This window comes from Sphingomonas citricola (assembly GCF_019429535.1).
Classification (GTDB): domain Bacteria; phylum Pseudomonadota; class Alphaproteobacteria; order Sphingomonadales; family Sphingomonadaceae; genus Sphingomonas; species Sphingomonas citricola.
On record NZ_JAHXZM010000009.1, the window covers coordinates 1 to 22,510 of the forward strand.

15 protein-coding genes are annotated in these 22,510 nt (G+C 67.2%); 7 read left to right on the plus strand and 8 right to left on the minus strand.

All coding sequences use genetic code 11. From position 1 onward, the window contains the following. Window positions 1-310: 310 nt before the first annotated feature. The 7 genes from KZ810_RS16575 to KZ810_RS16605 form a co-directional block, all read right to left on the minus strand. A complete protein-coding gene (locus KZ810_RS16575; protein ID WP_219770239.1) occupies window positions 311-1,873 on the minus strand; it encodes a family 43 glycosylhydrolase in 1,563 nt (520 codons plus the stop codon). Continuing rightward, window positions 1,870-3,054: a DUF885 family protein gene (locus tag KZ810_RS16580; protein ID WP_219770240.1), complete on the minus strand. Its 1,185-nt coding sequence runs from the start codon at window positions 3,052-3,054 to the stop codon at window positions 1,870-1,872. Before KZ810_RS16580 ends, KZ810_RS16575 begins: the two co-directional genes overlap by 4 nt. 153 nt (window positions 3,055-3,207) lie before the next feature. Then, entirely contained in the window at window positions 3,208-6,981 is a 3,774-nt protein-coding gene (locus tag KZ810_RS16585; RefSeq protein WP_219770241.1) for a LamG-like jellyroll fold domain-containing protein, read from the minus strand. Then, a complete protein-coding gene (locus KZ810_RS16590; protein ID WP_219770242.1) occupies window positions 6,971-8,269 on the minus strand; it encodes an MFS transporter in 1,299 nt (432 codons plus the stop codon). The genes KZ810_RS16585 and KZ810_RS16590 overlap by 11 nt, the downstream gene beginning before the upstream one ends. 49 nt (window positions 8,270-8,318) lie before the next feature. Then, a complete protein-coding gene (locus KZ810_RS16595) occupies window positions 8,319-9,095 on the minus strand; it encodes a 2-keto-4-pentenoate hydratase (RefSeq protein ID WP_308461587.1) in 777 nt (258 codons plus the stop codon). Between the two features lie 55 nt (window positions 9,096-9,150). Continuing rightward, on the minus strand, window positions 9,151-10,599 hold the full coding sequence (locus KZ810_RS16600) for a mannitol dehydrogenase family protein (RefSeq protein WP_373369180.1): 1,449 nt from the start codon (window positions 10,597-10,599) through the stop codon (window positions 9,151-9,153). Then, on the minus strand, window positions 10,596-12,062 hold the full coding sequence (locus tag KZ810_RS16605) for a UxaA family hydrolase (protein WP_219770243.1): 1,467 nt from the start codon (window positions 12,060-12,062) through the stop codon (window positions 10,596-10,598). Before KZ810_RS16605 ends, KZ810_RS16600 begins: the two co-directional genes overlap by 4 nt. Before the next feature lie 122 nt (window positions 12,063-12,184). Here KZ810_RS16605 and KZ810_RS16610 point away from each other — a divergent pair, with 122 nt between their 5' ends. From KZ810_RS16610 to KZ810_RS16635, 6 genes are all read left to right on the plus strand, one after another. After that, complete coding sequence (locus KZ810_RS16610; RefSeq protein ID WP_219770244.1) at window positions 12,185-13,210, plus strand: LacI family DNA-binding transcriptional regulator; 1,026 nt, start codon at window positions 12,185-12,187, stop codon at window positions 13,208-13,210. Window positions 13,211-13,288: 78 nt separating this feature from the next. Further along, the gene (gene uxaC, locus KZ810_RS16615; RefSeq protein ID WP_219770245.1) at window positions 13,289-14,731 is read left to right on the plus strand and encodes a glucuronate isomerase; all 1,443 of its coding nucleotides are present in this window, start codon (window positions 13,289-13,291) and stop codon (window positions 14,729-14,731) included. 18 nt (window positions 14,732-14,749) lie between these two features. Then, complete coding sequence (locus KZ810_RS16620) at window positions 14,750-15,427, plus strand: RpiB/LacA/LacB family sugar-phosphate isomerase (RefSeq protein ID WP_219770246.1); 678 nt, start codon at window positions 14,750-14,752, stop codon at window positions 15,425-15,427. Window position 15,428: 1 nt separating this feature from the next. Beyond that, the gene (gene kduD, locus KZ810_RS16625; protein ID WP_219770247.1) at window positions 15,429-16,181 is read left to right on the plus strand and encodes a 2-dehydro-3-deoxy-D-gluconate 5-dehydrogenase KduD; all 753 of its coding nucleotides are present in this window, start codon (window positions 15,429-15,431) and stop codon (window positions 16,179-16,181) included. Window positions 16,182-16,271: 90 nt separating this feature from the next. Then, entirely contained in the window at window positions 16,272-17,282 is a 1,011-nt protein-coding gene (locus KZ810_RS16630) for a sugar kinase (protein ID WP_219770248.1), read from the plus strand. Then, entirely contained in the window at window positions 17,279-18,820 is a 1,542-nt protein-coding gene (locus tag KZ810_RS16635; RefSeq protein WP_219770249.1) for a carboxylesterase/lipase family protein, read from the plus strand. Before KZ810_RS16630 ends, KZ810_RS16635 begins: the two co-directional genes overlap by 4 nt. 4 nt (window positions 18,821-18,824) lie before the next feature. On the opposite strand, the gene KZ810_RS16640 is transcribed toward KZ810_RS16635, so the two are convergent. Next, window positions 18,825-19,241 carry a cupin domain-containing protein gene (locus KZ810_RS16640; protein ID WP_373369181.1) on the minus strand — a complete coding sequence of 139 codons (417 nt, stop codon included), beginning with the start codon at window positions 19,239-19,241 and terminating at the stop codon, window positions 18,825-18,827. Between the two features lie 270 nt (window positions 19,242-19,511). Between KZ810_RS16640 and KZ810_RS16645 the strand changes: the two genes are divergently transcribed. Next, window positions 19,512-22,508 carry a TonB-dependent receptor gene (locus tag KZ810_RS16645; protein ID WP_219770250.1) on the plus strand — a complete coding sequence of 999 codons (2,997 nt, stop codon included), beginning with the start codon at window positions 19,512-19,514 and terminating at the stop codon, window positions 22,506-22,508. Window positions 22,509-22,510 lie beyond the last annotated feature (2 nt).

A 22,510-nucleotide genomic window follows, 5' to 3' on the forward strand; every position in this document is an offset into this window, starting at 1 on the left:
GCAGCGTGTGCGAGGAGCAGCGACTGCGTGTCGGTGAGCTTCATGGATCTGGTCTCCGGTAGGAGCGACACCAGCGTCGCTTCCACCAGCCACAGCCCCGATGATCAGGGTCGATCAGGGCTGTGCCATACACTCACCAGCAGCAGGGCACGCCTGTGCTGTTGCTCTGGTTGCAGGTGAAGTCGAGCGCGTTCGTGCAGCGTGTACAGCGATTGTCTCTGTGAAGATCGTGCACATGGGTAGATCTAAACAAGAAAATGGCAACTTCTGAGCCACTAAGGTTGTGGGCAGCTTTATAAAGCGCCAGCTATTATCTTCCTACGTACCGGAAATTTCCGAAGCGTGCCTCACCGTTCCCAGCTGCGTACAAACCCGGCCTTAGCATCAGAAAGCCGCCACGCACATTGTGGTGATAGCCTGAGACTTCCATGCCGCGATCAAAGCGTTGCCACGTCCGGCCGCCATCGCCCGAAGTGTCAAAGGTGACGACGTGATGGTCGTTGGTGACGCGCATGCGCAATCGCTGTCCATGCGGGTTGGCCGGGCGGCCGCGCTCCTGGCCATATTGGTGCGTAACGAAGCGCTGTTCGTCGAAGCCGAGTCCGCAATACAGTTGGTCATCGTAGAACAGGATCAACCCGGCGGTGGTGCTGGGATCGATCTCCACGTCGCACTCAATACGATACGCCCGGTCGGTCGCCACCAGCAGCATCGGCGAAGAGTCGGACGGCGCGGTTCCTGCGGCCGACAGATGTAGTTGCCCGTTGGCGACACGCGCGCGCGCGGCTTCGTTAGAGTGCGGACGAAAGAAGCTCCAGCGCGTGCCAAGCGCCAAGTGCGCGAAATCGTCCGACAAGGACAGCCCGTGCGGCACCGCGCTGCCACCGCGCGGCGCAGGCAGCGGCCGCGACAGGTCGCCGCCGGTCATGTGGAACCAGCCGTTCGCTTCCCACGCCACGCGATCGAGCAACGTCTGGCGGCCAAGAGTCCAGTATCCTGCCTCGTAGCCGTGGTAGAGCGCCCACCAGTCACCCGCGGGCCCCTCCACCAGCGATGCATGGCCGCGCGACCACCAGTGTTCTTCCTCCGACATCGTACGCACCAGCGGGTTGCCCGGATGCTGCTCCCACGGCCCGTGGATCGAGCGTGAGCGCGCAGCGATTACCATGTGACCGGTCGGCGGACCCGCGGTGCCGCCGACCGCGGTCAGCATGTAGAACCACGCGCCGCGGCGATGGATCTTGGGTCCTTCGGGCGAGAAGCTTTCCACCACCCAATCCGTCGGATAGCGCCACGGATCGTAGACATGCTCGACCTTGCCGACCGTCGACAATCCATCATCGGCGAGCCTGATGCGGTCGCCGCCCGACAGGAACAGCCAGCGGCTGCCGTCCTCGCCGACTGCGTGGCAGGGATCGATGTGGTTCGGCAGGCCCAGGTCGATCGGCTCGCTCCAAGGCCCCTCGATTCGATCGGCATGGATGACGAAGATGCCGTTGCGCGGGCTGGCCTTGACCGGAATGTAGAGGAAATAGCGCCCAGCATGCTTTTCCAGGCTGACCGCCCAGACCGAGCCGATGTTCTTCGTGAGCGCTGGGCCGATCGGACGCCAATTCACCAGGTCGCGGCTGTGCCAGATGACGCAACCCGGATAAGAATCGAACGACGAGAAGGTCAGGTAGTAATCGCGCCCGTCCTTCAGGAGCGCCGGATCGGGCCGGTCGCCCGCCAGCACCGGATTGAGGAAGCGACCGTCGCCCAGGTCGGCGACGCGCTGCCCGTCGACGCCGTGCCGCCACGTCTGGGCGGTGGAGGGCAGTGCGGTGCCGGCGGCGAGCGCGCCGGCCAGGGTGTCGCGGCGGGTCAAGTTCATGGCAATTGCTCCAGTCGCTTGCGCCCGTTCGCGAGCACGGCGGCGTGCCACGCGACGCGTCTGGCGGGTGCGCGTGGCGCGCGGTCGGCGAGCGCGAGCCAGGCAAGTGCTTCGGCCGCACGTGTTCCGGGGTCCTTGACGATCCGCGCGAGATCGGCCTCGAAGGCGGCGAAATAGACCGGCTCGCCCTGCCATTCGGCGAACGCCGCGCGAGCGCGATCGAGCGACCAGCCCTGCGCGTGGATGCCGAGGTCGACCCGCCCGCGCGCGGCGCGGAAGATCAGCCAGTGCAGATGCCCGAGCAACGCGCGCGGGTCGGGATAGTCGACCAGCGTCTCCGCGTAAGTCGCCCAGCCTTCGACAAAGGCGGACGCGTAGCGGAGGCGCAGCGGGTGAGGGCGCGCGACCTCCTCGATCCCGAGCTGGACCATGTGGCCGGGCAGCAATTCGTGCGCGACGACGCTCGGCAGCGACCAGGCGGGACGCCGCGCGATCTTGCACAGGTCGACGATATAGGCACCGGGGCGGCCGGGCGCGGGTGGTGTACGATAGCCCTGCTTGCCCGCGGCGATCTCCGCCGGGGTGAGCGAACGGACCGCGACGTCGAGGCAGAAGGGCGGCACGTCGCCGATCAGGCGTGGCGTCTTGCTGCGGAAGTGGGCGAGCGTCGCGGTCATGTCGCCGATGGCCTGCGCCCGACCGGTGTCGCTGTCGGCGTATTGCCGCTCGGGCTCAGCGAACAGGCGCTGGAACCGTGCACCAGGATTGGCACCGTTCATACCGATCACGTCGAACGCCGCCGATGCGCGCGCGTGCAGGTCGCGCAGTGCGGCGTCGAGGCGGCGGATCGCAGTGGCGATATCGATCCTGCCGAGCGTCCGCGACACCCGCAACCCGAGGTCGTCCGGGCGCGTGGCGAGCGCGGCGTCGATCGCCAGCCCGGCACGCGCGGCCTCCACGTCGAGCCGGCGGGCATGGGAGAGTTGCCGCACATCGATCGTGTGCAAGGCTGCGAGGCCGTCTATGGGCTGCGCGCGTGCGGCGTCGTCGAGCGCACGCCACACTGCCTGGGCGTGCGGCATTGCCACCGCGGGCAGTGCTGCCACCGCCAGCCCCGCGAGCATGGTGCGGCGATCGAGCGAGCCATCACTGAACGGGCACGAGACGGGAGCAGGGCTCATCGGCGCGTTGCAACATCGTCGTGTACAGGTGCCGCAACCTGGCAGGCTGTCTGCGGTCCTGATGAACGCGCCGGAGCAACGCCGCGCACTACAAAGGGCCGCCGTGCGCTTCCCTCGCGCGACGCCGTGCGATCGGGAACGGCACCCCTCACGCTAGCGCCCTGCTGCGACATCGCGCATCGGCTCGCTCAACGACACGCTGTTGTTGCGCCGCGTCACTTCCGCCGCATCGCCCGGCAGCGCTACTGTCGCCTCGACCGAACTTGCTGCGATGCCGGCCGGTAGCGTCAGCCGCACGACGGTGGTCCTTGGCGTGAGATCGGTCGGCGCGGCGAGCGGTGGGATGGCGACGCTCGCGACGGCCCGTCCGCCGTTCACCAGCGTCGCAGTGCCGCCGCTCGTCGGCTGAGCGCCGAGGCTATGAACCGTCAACGTGACGCTGCGCCCCTTCACCGCCACGTCATCACGCCCAATTCCAAGGTCAGGACGGCGATCCACGGGCGCGGTCGCGCGGACGAGGTCGAGCGTGATCGTCGACGCGCCCGGTGCGAAGGTAACCGGAAGCGCTGCGCCACGCTCCAGCATCAGCGTTCGTGCGATTCCTCCCGCGGTCACGCGCCATTCGCCGGCGGCGATGTTCCACGTCGACATGTCCGCGGCTACTTCAGCAGCGGCGGTGTTGAAGGCACTGACGGTAACCCGCGCCGGCGTCGCCTTGACCAACAGCGCAACCTGCTCGGCAGCGTCTGGCTGGGCGAAGCGCCACGACAGCGCGTTGGCGGGCCAGCTCTGGTTGCGACGCAGCGCGATGCCGCCCATCCGCTCGCGCTGGAGCCACTCGCTCGGTGCTTCGACGCGGTCGGACCACCAATGGCCTTCAGTCATCATGTACGCGCGCGCCGCCTTGTCGCGCGCAGCGGTCTCGTGCAGCGCCGCCAACGCAGCGGTGTCGCCGTTCCTGCTCCAGCGTGCGTAGAGCGACGCTGGGTCGCTGCCCTTCGCGCTCGCCGCATCGTCGCGCCATGCGCCTCCTTGCGGCAACAGCCCGAACACGTCGTCGTTAATCTCGGCCAATGACGCCGCACCGGCCTTCGCCACACGCGCTTCCAGCGGGCGCAGGTAGCGCGCGTCGCCGGTCCAGCGCCACGACGCCCAGGCAGTTTGGAGCGGCAGCGTGGCACCACCGCCGTCGCCGACGCGCTCCTTATCCGACGACCAGTTGATCTCGTTGGGGAACGACCACAGCCCGTCCGAATCCTGCTTGCCGTGCGCGAGCCAGCCGTCGATCGTGCCGGTGACGAGCGCGCGTGCCTGGGAGTTGCCGTTGTACAGCCCCAGCAGCGTCGGGCCGTGCAGCACCGTGAACGCATAAGGCTTCTGCCACGCCCAGGGATCGTCGCGGTAGATCCTGCGCCCGCCGTACCAGGACGAGGCGAAGTGGAGGTGCCCGGCCGGGTTGCGCAGGATCACCCTTTGCAAGGCGCGCGTCGTCGCCATGATCCGCTCGAGCGTTCGGGGCTCGCCCCAGTTCAGGTACAACCGCGCCGCGTCGCTGTTGAGCCCTTCCTCATAGGCGTGGAGCTCGTCGGTCGTGATCGTGCCGAGCCCGCCGGTGATCATGCCGTTCTTGTACGCAGCATCTGACAGGCGGATGAGCGAGGCGGTGATCTTGTCTGGGATCAGCCCCATCAGCGCCGCGCCGGGCCATTGCTGAACGAGATCGCTGTCGTCGGAGATGCCGCCGCCGAAGTCGCCGTAGGGGACTTGGCGATGATCGATCCACCATTCGACGAACTTACGCACCTGGCGTAGGTCCTGCAATTGCCAATGCGCCCAAGCGGGCACCCCCGCAGGAACTGGCGGCAACGCCACCGGCGGCAGGTTCTCGGGCCGGTAGTTGATGTCCGCCCAATAGGCCCGCCCCTCGACATGGTCCGGGTCGACCCGCAGCAGGTCGCTCGCATCGGCGAACAGCCGCGCGTAGAGCCCGGCGCGCTTGGAAGCGGTGTGCTCCTCGACCAGGAAGCCCCAATTGTCCTTTACCTGGTTGAAGCGATCGGCGACGTGCTCGCGGACGGCTTCCGCGCGTGGCTTGAAGACGAGACGGACGCGTGCGCCGTCGAGGCTGCGTGCGCCGAAATCGGGCGCAGCGCTCGCGATCGAAAGGAACAAGCTGTCGTGCGGTAGGATGCGGTCGCGCAGGTCGAGCCACAAGGTACGCGCCTCGTTCGGGCGCACCGACACCGAAAGGTCGATCATGTCGCGGCCGGGCCAGATGGGATCTTTGACGCGGATGTTGAGCGGCACCAGCCCGCGCGCGTTGGGCGTCAGCGACATCGCGGGCAAATCGATTGCAATACCGTCGAGCCCGTCGTGGATGTTCTGCCATCCGTAATCCCACGCGCGCGCGACGGGCTGATCGGGGGCGGCGTCGCCGAAGCTGGCTGGGATCAGCACGTGGACGATCGGCGCGGCACCGGCTGCGCGCTGCACGACGCTTCCCCCGCCCGCCGCGCCCGCGCCGACCGCGGCCTTTACGCCCGACGTCGGCATCGCAAGCACGGTAGTCCGTTCCTCCGGCGGGTAGCGTCCAGCGATGAAGGTGTTGAGCGGCGCTAGTGCGGCGAGCGTCGGCGCGGCGCCGGCGCGGATCGTGTAATCGAGCTTGAGCGATCCCGCCGGCTCCACGCCGGCGGTTACGTCATAGGCCCAGATCTCCTGAATCGGTTGCTCGGCCATGCGGTTGGTGAAGCGCAACGTGCCGCCGCTATGCTCGGGCGTGCGCGTGACACTGCGTACCACGCCCTGCCGCCGATCAGCCACCTTGGTGCCGTTCCAGTCGAGCGTGCCGTAAGCCGCGCCGCGAATCTCAACCTGGTTGAAGCGCTCGCCCGATGGCACCGTCAGGTCGTAGCTGCGCCCACCCTCGACATAGGTATTCCAGTCAGGCAGCTCGAAATAATCATGGCGACCGGGCAGGGCCGAGCGGTTGTAGACGCCGGGCCAGGTCGTTTCCGCGATACCGTCAACGCCCTTCCACATCCACTCCTTCTGGTCCTTCGCGTCGGCGAACTCGACCTTGCGCACGCGCGTCGCGGGTGCGCCCAGCAACGGCGGCGCGTCGGTGTCCCAACCGTAGCGATGAAGCCACGCCGCGCGCCGCGCCGCGTTGTCGCCGCTGCCGGCGAGCACCGGCTCGCGCTTGGCGGCGAGCGCGGTGATCGCGTCGGTGTCGAGCATCCGGTCGTAGACGCGTATCTCGTCCAGGTCGGAGCCGCGCATGAAATTGTAGCGGCTTTGCACCTGATGCGGTGACAGCACGCGCCCCGCCATGCCGAACTGGTCGAGCCCGGCGTCGAGGTCCGCGCGCTGGTCCTTGCGCGCGACCTCGCGCCCGTCGACGAACAACCGCACGCCCGCGGTCTCGTCCCAGGCGAAGGCGAGATGGCGCCAAGCATCGGCGGCCGGCAGAGCGTCGATCCGCCACGACACGCGCACGCGCGACAGATTGGCGTCGGTGACGAAGGCGTCGAAGCCGTGCCCGTTCCAGTCGATGCGCAGGAACGCCATGTCCCAGCTCGAATGATCAGTGAATCCGACGCGGAAGATGTTGAAGGGTGCCTCGCCGACTGGCGTCCGCGGCCGCCAGAAGAACGACAGGGTGCCGCGCTGGGCACGGATATTGCCCGGCGCGCGCCATGCGACATAGCCGTCGTCGGCCCACCGCGCCGCGCCGCCGATCGCGCCATCGGGCACGATCGTGACCCCACTGCGGAAGTTGGGCACCGCGTCGCCACCTGCGACCTCGGCGGTCAGGTCGCGATCGGCCGACGCGCGGAACAGCAGCCCATCGTGCGCGCCTGTCTGGGCGAGCGCCGGCGTCGCTAGCAGCGACGCGGCGGCGAGAAGTGTTCCCCTAGCGCGCATCGACGCGCGCCAGCCGCGGGGAGAGCAGGTGCACCGCGATCAGTGCGACAAAATAGGCGCTGCCCGCGATCGCGAACAGGACCGAGTAATTGTTGTTGGTGGCATCCAGAATGTAGCCGGTGAACAGCGCCATTCCCATGCCGCCGATCGCCCCGACCGTGCCGCCGATCCCGACTACCGAGCCGACCGCACCGCGCGGAAACATGTCGGAGGGGAGGGCGTAGAGGTTGGCCGAGAACGCCTGATGTGCGGCGGTGGCAAGGCCGATCACCGCGACCGCGCCCCAAACGCTCGATATATTCTGCGCGAAGAAGATCGGCATCACCAGGCACGCGCAGACGAACATCGTCGCCTTCCGCGCCACGTTGGGGGTGCGCCCGCTCGCGATCAGCCGCGACGACATCCACCCGCCCGCGATGCTGCCCAGGTCGGAGATCAGATAGATGACCGCGAGCGGCAGCCCGAACGTCTTCAGGTCCATGTCGTAGCGGTTGAACAGGTAACCCGGCAGCCAGAACAGGAAGAACCACCAGATTGGGTCGATGCAGAACTTGCCCAGCGCATAGGCCCAGGTCTCACGATAGGTCGCGACCTTGCTCCACGCCAGCGGCACTACCGGATCGGCCGGGTCCTGCCGGATATAGGCGAGTTCGGCGGCCGAGACACGCGGGTGCTGCTCGGGATGGCGATAGATCGCCAGCCACGCGATCAACCACAGCACGCCGAACACGCCCGTCACGTAGAAGGCGACGCGCCAGTCGAACGCGAGCACCAGCGCCGGAACTAAGAGCGGGGTGACGATCGCGCCGATGTTGGCGCCGGCGTTGAACAGACCGATCGCGTAGGCGCGTTCGCGCTGCGGGAACCACTCGGTCACAGCCTTGATGCCGGCGGGGAAATTGCCCGCCTCGCCGACACCCAGGCCGAAGCGCGCCATCGCGAACGTAGTGATCGAGGTCGCGAGACCGTGCGCCATGTGGCTGACCGTCCAGACCAGGATCGCGATCGTGTAGCCCGCGCGCGCGCCAACCACGTCGACGATCCGTCCAAATCCGATATAGCCTATCGCGTAGGCGAGCTGAAACCAGAAGATGATGTTGGCGAAGTCGCTCTCCGACCAGCCGAACTCGCCCTGCAACGTGGGCTTGAGCACGCCAATCATCTGCCGGTCGACGTAGTTGATCGCGGTCGCCGCGAACAACAATGCGCAGATCACCCAGCGATAGCGGCCGACGCGCGCCGACGCGCCGGCCACCGCGGGATCGGTGCCGGTTGTGCGTGCTTCCATGATCGTCTCTCCTGATCGGCCTCTGTTGCGGGCCGTTACCATCGGCCTTCTAGCGGGCCGTGATGCTGCACTCGACCGTCCAGCGGTCGTCGAAGGTGGCGATGACGCGGTCGCCGGGTTTGACCGGGTGGACGCCGGTCACCGCGCCGGTCGAAACCCATTGGCCCGCCGCAAGCGCGAGCCCGCGCCGTGCGGCATGTTCGAGCAGGAAGCGCACTGCGCCGAACGGCCCGTCGAGCATAGTCGCAGTGGTCGCGCGGCCTACGGCCTTGCCGTTGATCGACAGCGTCACCGTCCAGGCGTCGATGTCCGCCTCCTGCCAGCCCTCGGCCGCCGCTCCGACGACCAGCCCGTTGTTGTTGCCGAAATCGGCGACGGTCACCGCAGGGCCGTGGGTGTTGATACCGGGGAAGGGCGAACTCGCAACCTCGATCCCGACGTGCACCGCGTCGACCAGCGCACGCGCCTCGGCATTGGTGTACGCCGTTTTGGCGGGGTCGGGCGTGGCGGCGAGACGGAGCAGGAACTCGGCCTCGGCGGCGGCGAATCCGTCGGCGAAGACGGGCATTGCAGGCGCGTCGCCGCCGCCCACCACCTGATCGGCGAAGATCGGGCCGGTCAGGCGCTCCTCGCCCTCTACCGGCGGCGCGATCTTTCCAACCTTCCACCCGGCGACCTGCCCGCCAGCGAGCGTCAGCGCGGCGTCCTGCACCACATAGGCGTCGCGCAGGGTTGCGGGCATCGTGCCGGGGTAATCAGGCAATGCGTGTCCCGCACGCCGTGCCTCGACGAAGGCACGCGCGATCGTCCCCGCTTCTTCAACGATGTGCGTCACGCAACCTCCCCTTTGTTCTCATGGCAATCCTATTAGGAAACCGGTGTCATTGGCAAGCGGCGTCGAACACCCGCTCCCACTCGCCTGCATCGGCGTGCGCGGCTGCGTCGCCGATCGCGGCGACCGCGGCGTGGTCAGTGGCGAGATCGGGCAGGAAGCCGATCGCCTCCTCCACCAGCGTCCGCGCGACCGCGCGTGGGTCGCCATCACGCGCGACCTTCGCCAGCCGCGCCGCTTTGGGATCGATGATGGTGATGCCGGCGCGTGCACGCGCCATGAGGAACGCAATCCAGCAGCCGAGTGCGGCGACGACGTGCCGTGGCATCCGCCCCGCTACGCGATTGGCCGCGAGCGTATCTCCTAAACGGTAAGGCAGCTTCTGCGACCCGTCCTGCGCGATCTGCTCCAACCGGTGGACGATGCCCGGATTGCGGAACCGCGCGAGCACGCTTTTACGGTACGCATCGAGGTCGAGCCCCGGCACCGCGGGCAGCACCGCCGCGATGTCGCGCCGGATCATCGCGTCGACGAACGGGGCGAGGTCGGTATCGCACATCGCCTCCGCGACGCTCGCGTGACCGCGCAACAGCCCGGCATAGGCGAGCGTCGAATGTGCACCGTTCAGGATGCGCAGCTTGGCGCGCTCGTAACCCGCGACATCGCGCGTCAGCGTCGCGCCGACGCTCGCCAGATCGGGGCCGAGCGGACGGCCATTTTCCTCGATCACCCATTGCGAGAACGCCTCGCGCTGCACCGCTGCGTCGTCGGTCAATCCACCGAGCGCCGCCGCCACGTCGTGCGTTAGCGTGTCGTCTCCCGCCGGAGTGATCGAGTCGACCATTGTCGAACGCACGTCGACGTGTTCCGCGATCCAATCAGCCAGCGCGGCGTCGACCGCATGCGCGAACGCGATCAGCGCCGCGCGGATCTTGGCGCCGTTGCTCGCCAGATTGTCGCACGGCAGCACCACGAACGGAGAGACGCCCGCCCCCCGCCGCGCGGCCAGCCCCGCGACGATCCAGCCGATCACGCTGGCGGGCACGTCAGGCTGCGCCAGATCGTGAACGATGTCCAAATGGCTCAAGTCCAGCGTTCCGTTGGGCGCGAGGCAATAGCCCTTCTCAGTCACCGTGGTGGTGACCAACCCGACCGCCGGATCGGTGAGCAGCGCGCGCGTCTGCGCCGCCTCGTTGGGACCGAGGAAGCGGCGATGCGCGGCGATCACGCGGAACGCCGGCGCGGCGTCGCGGATCGCCAGCGTGTACAGACCATCCTGCCGTGCCAGCGCATCGACCGTGCCGCGGCTGCGCATCGACACCGCCGCGATGCCCCAGCGCGGATCGCGGTCGAGCAACGCGTCGATGTACGCCGCCTGATGCGCGCGGTGGAACGCGCCGGGGCCGAAATGGACGATGCCGACGCCCACGTCGCCGCGAGTGTGCGGTGCCGGGATCGCTGCGGGCACCTCGGCGAGGGTCGCGGTAGACAGGTTCACAGCGTCACCCCGCGCTTCCAGATCGCGATCTCGCGCTCGTCGTTGCGCTCGGCCGCCGTCTCCGCGCCCGAGGCGATCGCCACGACCCGCGCAATCAGCGCCGATTCCGCCGCCTCGAAGCCGTCGTCGAGCACGACACCCGCGTCGAAATCGATCCACCCCGGTTTGTGCATCGCCAACGCGTGGTTGGTTGCAATCTTGATCGTTGGCACTGGAAAGCCGAGCGGCGTACCGCGCCCGGTCGTGAACAGGATCGCGGTCGCGCCCGCCGCGACGAGCGCGGTGCACGACACCGCGTCGTTGCCCGGCGCCTCCAGCAGCGTCAACCCGTCGTGGCGCACCCGCTCGGCATAGCCGATCACGTCGCACAGCGGCGCGCGCCCCGCCTTCTGCACCGCGCCGAGTGATTTCTCCTCAAGCGTGGTGATCCCGCCCGCGACGTTGCCGGGGGATGGATTCTCCGACACCGTTTCGCCGTGGTCGAGGAAATAGCGTTTGAAGCCGTTGACCACGCCGACCACCGCGTCGAACACGCCTTCGTCAATCGCGCGGTCCATCAGCATCTGCTCGGCGCCGAAGATTTCGGGAATCTCGGTCAACACCACGCGTCCGCCCGCCTCGACCACGCGGTCGCTGATGCGTCCGACCAGCGGATTGGCGGTCAGACCCGACAATCCGTCCGACCCGCCGCACTTCACCCCAAGCACCAGCCGATCGAGTCCCACGGTCGTCCGCGTCACGTCGGCGAGTGCGGCGAGTTCGACCACCTTGGCGACGCCCTCCGCCACTTCGTCATCGCTCGCCTGCGCGGCTAGGATGCGGATAGCGGCGCGACGGCTCTCGGGTATCTCGCCCAGCAGCGCGGCGACCTGGTTCTCCTCGCATCCCAGCCCAACGATCACCACGCCCGCGGCATTGGGGTGGCAGGCTAGGCTCGCCAGGATGCTGCGTGTGCCCGCCAGATCGGCACCCAGCTGCGAGCAGCCGTGGGGGTGCGAGAAAGCGTGAACGCCGTCGACCCGGTCGCCCAGCACGGCAGCAGCACGCGCAGCGATCCGCTCCGCGGTACGCGCAACGCAGCCGACCGTCGGCAGCACCCAGATCTCGTTGCGGGTGCCAACGCGACCATCTCCGCGGACGTAACCCTCGAACGTCGCTGGCAACGCCGAGCGCGCGGTAGAAGTAGGACCGGGCGTGTAGCGGTAGGTCTCCGCACCACTAAGCGCGGTTGCGACATTGTGCTGGTGGACATGCTCGCCCACCCGGATTGCGCGCGTCGCGCGGCCAATCGGATAGCCAAACTTTACGACGGGCGCACCGACCGCAATCGCGTGACGCGCGACTTTGTGTCCACGTGCGATATCCTCGGCGAGTGTCACGCCTAATGCTCCGTCGCCCGCCGCCGCATCCTCCAGCAGCGTCACGACGTTGTCGCTCGCGTCGATTAGCAGCGCGTCGGCCATGCCTATCCTCTCGCCTGTATCCGCCGAGGCCATCGGTAACCGGTGTCATAGTGTCGTCCTTAAAGTCGCGCAAGTTGGGATGGCGTTAGACACCGAAGGTCCGTTGCGGCTATGTCGACGACATGCAGCGCACCGGTCAGCCTACGATCAACGACGTCGCGCGCGTCGCTGGCGTGTCGAAGAAGACGGTCAGCCGCGTCATCAATCGCTCGCCGCTTCTAGGGCAGGAGACGCGCGCGCGGGTCGAGGCGGTGATCGCCGAACTGGGCTACATCCCCAATCCACAGGCGCGCGCGCTGGCGCTCCGGCGCAATTTCCTGATCGGTCTTGTCCATGACAATCCCAATGCGCAGACGGTCATGAACGTCCAGCAAGGCATGCTTGAGGCGCTGCACGACACCGAGTTCGAGATGGTGGTGCGCCCCGTCGATCGTGGCTCGGCAACGATGCTGGAAGATTTGAAGCACTTCCTCGAACGCCAGCGCCCGTATGGCGTCCTGCTGATGCCTCCGGTCAGCGAGAACGATCTGGTGGCGTGCGCCTGCGCCGAAATCGGCTGCCGCTACGTCCGAATGGGATCGGCGATGCTCGACGAGGAAGCGCGAATGGTGGCCTCCAACGACCGCGACGCGGTGCGCACCGCCACCGCGTATCTGATCGAACAGGGGCATCGTCGCATCGGGCTGGTCGGCGGCCCGCACGGCTTCCGCTCGGCGCGCGAGCGGCGGGGCGGGTTCGAGGATGCGATGGCCGCCGCCGGCATTGCGTTGCCGCGCAGCATGATCGCCGATGGCAATTACACCTTCGACAGCGGTCTGGTCGCGGCCGAGCGGTTGCTCGATGTCGTGCCGCGTCCCACCGCGATCTTCTCGTGCAACGACGAAATGGCAGCGGGGGTGATCCACGCCGCGCGGCAGCGCGGGCTCGACGTGCCGCGCGACCTGTCGATCATCGGGTTCGACGACACGCCGATCGCCGCGCACGTCTGGCCGCCGCTCACCACTGTACGCTGGCCGATCGCGTCGATGGCGCGCTCGGCGACGTTGAAGCTAATTGCCGACGCGGATGCCGACGACGGGGTCGAGGAGCCGTCGCTGTTCCTCTCGACGTTGATCCGGCGCGGATCGGTCGGTGCGCCCACCAATTGACGGAAGCGATTGACTTGACGCGCTGACACCGGTTACCAAGCTCATGTCAGCCGATAGGCGACAGGAGAAGGATTGAGCGTGACCCGGCCGCTGGAACTCCACCCCGATCGTCTTTTTCCGGCCGATCCGACGACACGCGGGCTCGCGCGCGCGCTCTATGCCGAGGTTGCCGGCCTGCCAATCGTCAGCCCGCACGGCCACGTCGACCCGAACTGGTTCGCGACCGACGCGCACTGGACCGACGCGACCACCTTGCTGCTCGCGCCCGACCACTACCTCTACCGTATGCTCTACTCGCAGGGCATCGATCTCGACGCGCTGGCGATCCCGTCGAAGGCGGGTGTGCCCGCGACCGACCCGCGGGCGGCGTGGCGGCTGTTCGCGGCGAACTATCACCTGTTCTGCGGCACCCCGTCGCGATTGTGGCTCGATCACGTCTTTGCCGAGGTGTTCGCGTTCGATGTGGCGTTGGAGGCGGCGACCGCCGACCAGTATTTCGACGCGATCCAGGCGGCGCTCGCGACCGACGCTTTCCGTCCGCGTGCGCTGTTCGATCGCTTCCGCATCGACTTTCTCGCCACCACCGAGGGTGCGCACGACGATCTTTCCGCGCACGCCGCGATCCGCCGCTCGGGCTGGAGCGGGCGCGTCGTCACGACTTATCGCCCCGATGGCGTGATCGACGTCGAGCACGAGCAGTTCGCCGGCGCGATGACGCGCTTCGCCGAGCTGACGAACGAGGACGTGCATGACTGGCGCGGCTATCTCGCCGCGCACCGCAGCCGTCGCGCCGCCTTCCGCGCGGCAGGCGCAACCGCGACCGACCACGGCCACCCGACTGCGCAGACCGCCAACCTCTCGACCGCCGAATGCGAGGCGCTGTTCGCGCGCATTACGGGCGGCACGTGGAGCGCCGCCGACGCCGAGCTGTTCCGCGCGCAGATGCTGACCGAAATGGCCAGGATGTCGGCCGACGACGGCATGGTGATGCAGATCCATCCCGGATCGTACCGCAACCACAATGCCGGCCTGTTCACCAGCCACGGCCGCGACAAGGGTGCCGACATCCCGAAGCGGACCGATTACGTCCACGCGCTCAAGCCGATGCTCGACGTCGTCGGCACCCGCGGCGACCTGACGGTAATCCTCTTCACGCTCGACGAATCCAGCTACGCGCGCGAACTCGCTCCGCTCGCCGGGCATTACCCGTGCCTGAAACTCGGGCCTGCCTGGTGGTTCCATGACAGCCCGGAGGGCATGCGCCGCTTCCGCGAAGCCACGACCGAGACCGCCGGCTTCTACAACACCGTCGGCTTCAACGACGACACGCGTGCGTTCCTGTCGATCCCGGCGCGCCACGACGTCGCACGCCGCGTCGATTGCTCGTTCCTCGCCCGGCTCGTCGCCGAGCACCGGATCGCCGATTGGGAGGCGGTCGAGCTGGCGCACGAGCTGACCAGCGGCCTCGTCCGCCGCGCCTATCGTATCGACCAACCCGCACCCGCCGCGATCGCGGCCTGACGACACGAGGACAGTTCCATGAAGATCGCGCTCATCACCGAGAACAGCCAAGCCGCCAAGAACACCATCATCCACGAGGCGTTGACCTCGGTGGTCGAGCCGATGGGGCATCAGGTATTCAACTATGGCATGTACACCGCGGAGGATAAATCCTCGCTGACCTACGTGATGAACGGCCTGCTCGCCGGCATTCTGCTCAATTCCAAGGCAGTCGACTTCGTCGTCACCGGCTGCGGCACCGGCATGGGCTCGATGCTCGCGTGCAACGCCATGCCCGGCGTGTTCTGCGGGCTGGTGATCGATCCGACCGATGCCTTCCTGTTCGGGCAGATCAACGACGGCAATTGCATCTCCACGCCGTTCGCCAAGGGCTTCGGCTGGGCCGCCGAGCTGACGCTCAAGGACATCTACCAGAAGATGTTCGAGGGCGAACGTGGCCTGGGTTATCCCAAGGAGCGCGCCGAGATCATGCGCACCAACCGTGGCGTGCTCAAGGACCTGAAGCAGGCGACGTGCCACGACATGCTGACCGTGCTCAAGTCGGTCGATCAAGACCTGCTGCGCAAAGCGATCGCGGGCGAGAAGTTCGCCGAGCATTTCTACGCCCACGCACAGGATGCTGAGATCGCCGCCTATCTCAAGGCTCTGTCGACCGAGGGCGCCGCCGAGGCGCAGCCGCAGTCCGTGCTCGCCTGACATGAACCCGTTCGATCTCTCTGGCCGCGTCGCGGTCGTCACCGGCGCCAATACCGGCATCGGCCAGGCGATCGCGGTCGCGCTGGCCGAGGCGGGGGCCGACGTGGCCTGCGTCGGGCGCACGCCGGCGGAGGACACGGTGGAGCGCATCCGCGCGCTCGGCCGTCACGCCGAAATCATATCCGCCGACCTGTCTACGATCGAACCCGTCACGCGCGTGGTCGACGAGACGGTGGAGAGGCTGGGCCGGCTCGACATCCTCGTCAACAATGCCGGCATCATCCGCCGTGCCGACGCGGTCGACTTCACCGAAGAAGACTGGGACGCGGTCGTCGACACCAACCTGAAATCCGTGTTCTTCCTCTGCCAGGCGGCCGGCCGCCACATGATTGCGAACGGCGGCGGTCGCATCATCAACATCGCATCGATGCTGACCTTCCAAGGCGGCATCCGCGTACCCAGCTACACCGCATCCAAGAGCGGGATCGGCGGCCTGACCAAGCTGCTCGCCAATGAGTGGGCGAAGCACAACATCAACGTCAACGCGATCGCGCCGGGCTATATCGCCACCAACAACACCGCCGCATTGCAGGCGGACGAGATGCGCAACGCCGCGATTCTCGATCGCATACCGGCAGCGCGCTGGGGCGATCCGGCCGATCTGGGTGGCGCGGCGGTGTTCCTGGCGAGCGATGCGGCATCCTATGTGCAGGGCCACATCCTGGCGGTCGACGGCGGCTGGCTCGCCCGCTGACGAGGTGATTGACGGGGTGATGATCGGCGAGGCGGCTCGATAAACCGTCCGCCGCCTCGCCGGTCGGGCGAGCGAAGGGGAGGAAAGCTGATGGGACGGTTCCTGGCGTTCGGCGAGATCATGCTCCGCCTGTCGCCGCCCGGGCGCGAGCTTCTGCTCCAAACCCCGCGCCTAGATGTGTGGGTGGCGGGCGCGGAAGCGAACGTCGCAACGCAGCTCGCGCGCCTGGGTCACGACGTCGGTTTCGCCAGCCGCGTGCCCGACAACGATATGGGACGCGCGGCGATCACGACCTTGCGCGGGCACGGCGTCGACGTGGCGCACATTGCCACGGGCGGCGAGCGGATGGGGCTGTATTTCGTTACCAGCGGCGCAGGCATGCGCGCGACCGAGGTGATCTACGACCGCGCGGGTTCCGCCTTCGCCGGAGCCGCCGCCCACAGTTGGGACTGGGACGCGATCCTCGACGGCGTCGACCGGCTCCACCTGTCCGGCATCACGCCCGCGCTCGGCCCCGTTCCGGCCGAGGCGGCGATAGCGGCCGCAGAGGCGGCGGCGGCACGCGGGATCGCGGTATCGTTCGACGGCAATTGGCGCGGCAAATTGTGGGCGCGGTGGGACGGTGATCCGCGCTCGATCCTGACCCGCATCGTCCGACACGCGGACCTGATGTTCGGCAACCACCGCGACGTCGCGCTGCTGCTCGGCCGCGATGATTTCGCCGGCGAAGGCGAGGATCGTCGCCGCGCCGCTGCCGAGGCGGCATTCGACGCCTTTCCCAAGTTGCAGACGATTGCCTCCACCGCACGCCACGTCGAGCACGTCGACCTCAACCACCTGTCGGCGCGCATCGACACGCGCGACGGCGTTGCACAGACCAAGGAGGTGATCCTGTTGGGCATCGTCGACCGGATCGGCGGCGGCGACGCCTTCGCCGCCGGCGTGCTCCACGGACTCCGCCGCGGGCAGGACAGTGCGGGTGCGGCGCGCACCGGGCTTGCGCTCGCCGCGCTCAAACACTCGCTGCCCGGCGACGCGGCGCTGTTCCGCCAGGCCGATATCGACGCGTTCCTGGAAGGCGGACTGGACGTGCGGCGATGACGACGCGTCGGCAATTGCTCGCGGGCGGCCTCGCGCTCGGGATCGCGGGCACCGCCCGGGCGCAAGGGAGCGCCGTACGCGCCATCTGCCCGGCAGGCACCTTTCTCGGCACGCGTGAAGGCGGCGTCGCCGCGTTCCGTGGCATCCGCTACGGCCGCGCCGCGCGCTTCATGGCGCCGGTCTCGGAACCGGTCGCGCGCGATCCCGTCCGCGCCACCGCATTCGCGCCTTCGTGCCCGCAGGGCGGTGACGCGGGCGGGGAGGGGCTCGCCTTCGCCGAGGATTGCCTCTCGCTCAACGTCTGGACACCCGACACCGACGCGCGCGCCGGACGACCGGTGATGGTCTACATCCACGGCGGCGCTTATTCCTCGGGCAGCGCGAACCTGGAGCGGCAGGACGGCGCGACGCTCGCTGCGGCGGGCGACGTCGTGGTGGTCAGCGTCAACCACCGGTTGAACGCCTTCGGCTACCTCTACCTCGCCCGGCTCGACCCTCGATACGCCGACAGCGGCAATGCGGGGCAGCTCGACCTGATCCTCGGCTTACGCTGGATCCGCGACAATATCGCAGCGTTCGGCGGCGATCCGTCGCGCGTGATGGTGTTCGGCCAATCGGGTGGCGGTGCTAAGATCGCGACACTGATGGCGACACCCGCCGCGGCCGGCCTGTTCGGCCGAGCCGCGACGATGAGCGGGCAGCAGGTGACGGCGTCGGGACCGCTCAACGCGACGGCACGCGCCCGCGCCTATCTCGCCGCGCTGAAGGTCGACGCGACCGATCTGTCGCCGCTCGCCACGATGCCGACCGATCGACTGGTCGAAGCATTGCGGGCGGTCGATCCGGTGCTCGGCGGCGGCGTGTACTTTGGTCCCGTGCTCGACATGCGCACGCTCGCGCGTCACCCGTTCTGGCCCGACGCCGCGCCGCAGTCGCTCGGCCTGCCCATGATGCTGGGCAACACCGCGGGCGAGACGCGCGCGTTTGTCGGTCCCGAGAAGACGCGCGACCTGACGTGGGGCAATCTGCCGCAGCGGCTCGCGCCCGAACTGCGCATCGACCTGCTGCCCGAATGGGTCGTCGCCGAATATCGGCTGCGCTTCCCGACATGGTCGCCGGTTGACATCTTCTACGACGCGACAACGTGCGGGCGCAGTTGGCGTGGACAGGTGATCGAGGCCGAGGAACGCGCGCGCGCGGGTGCGCCCGCCTGGGTCTATCAGGTTGATTTCACCGCGCGTACCGAGCCGGCGCGCGGCGCCTTCCACTCGATCGACATCGCGCTCGTCTTTGGCACGCTAGGCGCGAAGGGCGCGCTCACCGGTACCGCCGCCGACGCACGTGCGGCGAGCGCGGCGATGCAGTCGGCGTTCGTCGCCTTCGCGCGCACCGGCGATCCCGGCGGCGGCTGGCCGCGCTACGATCTGACGCGCCGCGCGACGATGGTGTTCGATGCGCGCAGCCGTGTGGAGGACGACCCCCGCCGCTGGCAACGCGAGTTGTTCGCGCGCGTACCCTATATCCAGCCGGGCACCTGACGCTTCACCGGGCGACAGGATAAGATACGATCAGCACCAACGGAGCGCGGCCGAGCTGCCGGATACCGACCGTTGCGCCGTTGTAGAGGTATGCCGCCATCCCAGCGGTCACCCGCCTCTTTTCAGGCCCGGACTGCACCTCGCCTTCGCCCGACAGGACGTAATAGACCTCGTCGTGCGCGAGCGGGTGGAGCCCGATCGCTGCACCGGGATGCAGCACGCGCTTGCGAAACTCCAACGTCCGTTCCGGCACGGCGTCGCTGATGCGGTAGGCGGTGCTGGTGCCGATCTTGCCGTGCGGCGTCGCCTCCTCGCGACGCACATCTGCTTCATCGACGACGATCATCGTGCGCGGCGCCTGCTGAGCGGGTAGCGCCGTCGCCATGGTCGCGAGTGCGGCTGCGATCGTCCACGACTTCATTGCCGTCTCTGCCTCCATCAATGCGTGCCGCGGCATATTGACATGACGTGGCAAGGGTTTCATCACTGCTGACACCGGTTACCTTGATGATGCAAGGGGCTGAACAAGAAAGATCGCCGATCAACGGCGGCGCAAGGAGGGGATGATGCGTGGATCAAACAATTCACGACGGCTCCTCTACCAGTTCAAGCGGCATCGGTCCGGCCACGGCCTACCGGTGTCAGAGACAATGGTTAGCGCCGCAAGCGACGGCGAAGAGGGGAAGAAGGCATGCGGATCGATCGAACCAAGCTGGGTGGCGTCTCCGTTGCGGCAATTGCCGTGGCGCTGTTGGTGCCCGCTGCGGCCTTGGCGCAGGCAGCGGAGATACCTGCCACCGCCACGCCGGGATCGCCGCCGCAGGTTGACCCTGCGCCTGCGCAGAATTCGGTTGTCCCAAACACGGGCACCACCGCGCCGGACGATGCTGCCCTCACCGTCCCGCAGGACCAGACGGAGGCCGGCACGGAGGGTGCCGACATCGTGGTCACCGGCTTCCGCAAGTCGCTCGACGCCGCGCTCAGCGTCAAGCGCGAGTCGGTCGCCGCGGTCGACGCGATCGTCGCGGAGGACATCGCCAAATTCCCCGACCAGAACCTCGCCGAATCGCTCCAGCGTATTCCCGGCATCTCGATCCAGCGCGACGCGGGCGAGGGACGCGCCATCACGGTGCGCGGTCTGGGTGCGCAATTCACCCGCGTCCGCGTCAACGGATTGGAGACGGTCGCGACCTCCACCGACGGCGCATCGGCGAACCGCGACCGCGCGTTCGACTTCAACGTGTTCGCGTCCGAGCTGTTCAACTCGATCGTCGTGCACAAGACTGCGGAGGCGTCCCTAGACGAAGGATCGCTCGGCGCCGTGGTCGACCTGAACACCGGTAACCCCCTTGGAGGGAAGAAGGGCTTCACGCTCGTTGGGTCGGTGGTCGGCACCTACAACGACTTGTCCAAGAACGTCCGCCCGCGCGTCGCCGGGTTGTTGTCATGGAAGTCCCCCGACGGCACCTTCGGCGCTTCTATCTCAGGCGCGTACCAGAAGACCGACAATCTAGAACTGGGCAACAACACGGTGCGCTGGGCACAAGCGCGCTTCGACTCGGTTGACGGCAATCCGTGCTTCTTCAATTCGAATTCCGGCACCGCGCGCGTCAACAATGCCGGCGGTTCCTATCGCTCGAGCGCCACGTGCGACAAGGCGGCGTTGTCGTTCCACCCTCGTATCCCGCGCTACGGCTATATCTTGCACGACCGCGAGCGGCTCGGCCTCACGGGCAGCGTGCAGTGGGAACCGAGTGATGCGACGAAGCTGTCGGTCGATGCGCTCTACTCGCGCTTCAAGGAAACGCGCGAGGAGAAGTACGGAGAAGTCTTGCTGCGTTCCAACGAACGGTCGATCGATGTCGTCAACCCGGTCTATGACGCCAACAACAACATGATCGCAGCGACCCTCAACGATGCGTGGGTGCGCACCGAACATTACTTCCGCAAGTCGAAGACAGAATTCTATCAGGTCGGTGCAAGCTGGGATCAGGACGTATCCGATCGCTTTCGCTTCACCCTACTCGGCGGCATCTCACAATCGGACGCCACGATCCCGGTCGAGACGACCTTCGTCTTCGATGATCGCGACGCGCAGGGATATCGCTACGATTACACCAACTCGCGCAGCCCGCTGCTAACGTTCGGCACCAGCGTGACCGATCCGGCGAACTTCCAACTGGCCGAGATCCGCGATCGACCGTCTTCCACGGTCAATAAGTTCCGCACTGCGCAACTCCGCACTGAATACGACGTGGCCGAGGGATTTCAGCTCAAGCTGGGCGGCGTGTATCGCAAGTTCTCGTTCGATTCAGAAGCGTTCACCCGCGATGCGGTCGTCTGTCCGGCGGCCGGGCGCGATGTCGTGCTCGGCACCATCACCTGCTCGGCTCCATCCCTGTTCGGACCGAGCGCGGTGTACGGCTTCTCGGCCGCAGGACTGGGTGAAACATTCAACATCGGACGCGCTGGGCAGCCCAGCGGCAACACCAACGACTTCTACATACCGAACATCGATGCATCGGCGCAGTTCACGGGGCTCTACAATCGTCCCTTGGTGCTCGACGCGGGCCAGAATCGTAGCGTCAGCGAGGAGGTGACCGGCGGCTACGGGCAGGTGGACGTGAAGGGCACGATCTTCGGACTCGATTACGCCGCCAATGGGGGCATGCGCTATGTCCGAACGCACCAGGTCTCGACGGGGCTTAACAACGGCGTCGCGGTGACGATCAAGCGCAATTACGATGATTGGCTACCTGCGCTCAACGTCGCGTTGTTCCCGACCGAAAAGGTGATCCTACGCGGTGCAGTTGCAAAGGTGCTGACCCGGCCGACGCTTGGCAATTTGACACCAGGTGGTTCGGTCGACGGCTTCAACTACCGCATCACCTTCGGCAACCCACAGCTCGACCCATTTCGCGCCACCGCCTTCGACCTTGCAGCGGAATGGTACTTCGCGCCGCAGTCGATCTTCTCGGTCGCGGTGTTCAAGAAGAACGTCGAGAGCTTCCCGGTCTCGCAAGCGACGAACGGCACATTCGACTCAACCGGGCTGCCCCGTTCGGTGATCCCGCCGTCCAGCCCGGCCGCGCTGCCGCAGAACGCGGACGTGATCTACACGATCACGTCGCCGGTGAACGGCACTGGCGCGTCGTTGAAGGGGCTGGAAGTCGCGCTGCAGACGACCTTCCGCTTCCTTCCTGGTTTCCTCAAAAACTTCGGCGCGATCGCCAATGCGACCTTTATCGACTCAAGCGCTACCTATCTGGTGCAGGGTCCAACCGTGAACGCCTGCGTGCCCGGTGCCAATGCGGCGGCTGCCTGCAGCTTCGGCCCGAACGTCTCGACGACACGTTCCAGCACATTGTTCGGCCTGTCAAAGCGCCAGTACAACGGGACGCTCTACTATGAGGACAAGAAGTTCTCGGCCCGCGGCTCGATCAGCTACCGCGGCCCCTACGTCGATCAGAACAGCGCAACCGGCAACGTGTTCGAAGGCTACAATTCGACCATCAATGTCGATGCCTCGGTCCGCTACCGTATCACTGAGAATGTCGAGATTTCGCTTGAGGGCACCAACCTGACCGACGAATATCGCGACCGCTACACCGACCTCGATGCTAATCGCAATTATGAGTACAACCACTTCGGCCGCACCTTCTTTGCCGGTGCGCGAGTGAAGCTCTGAGC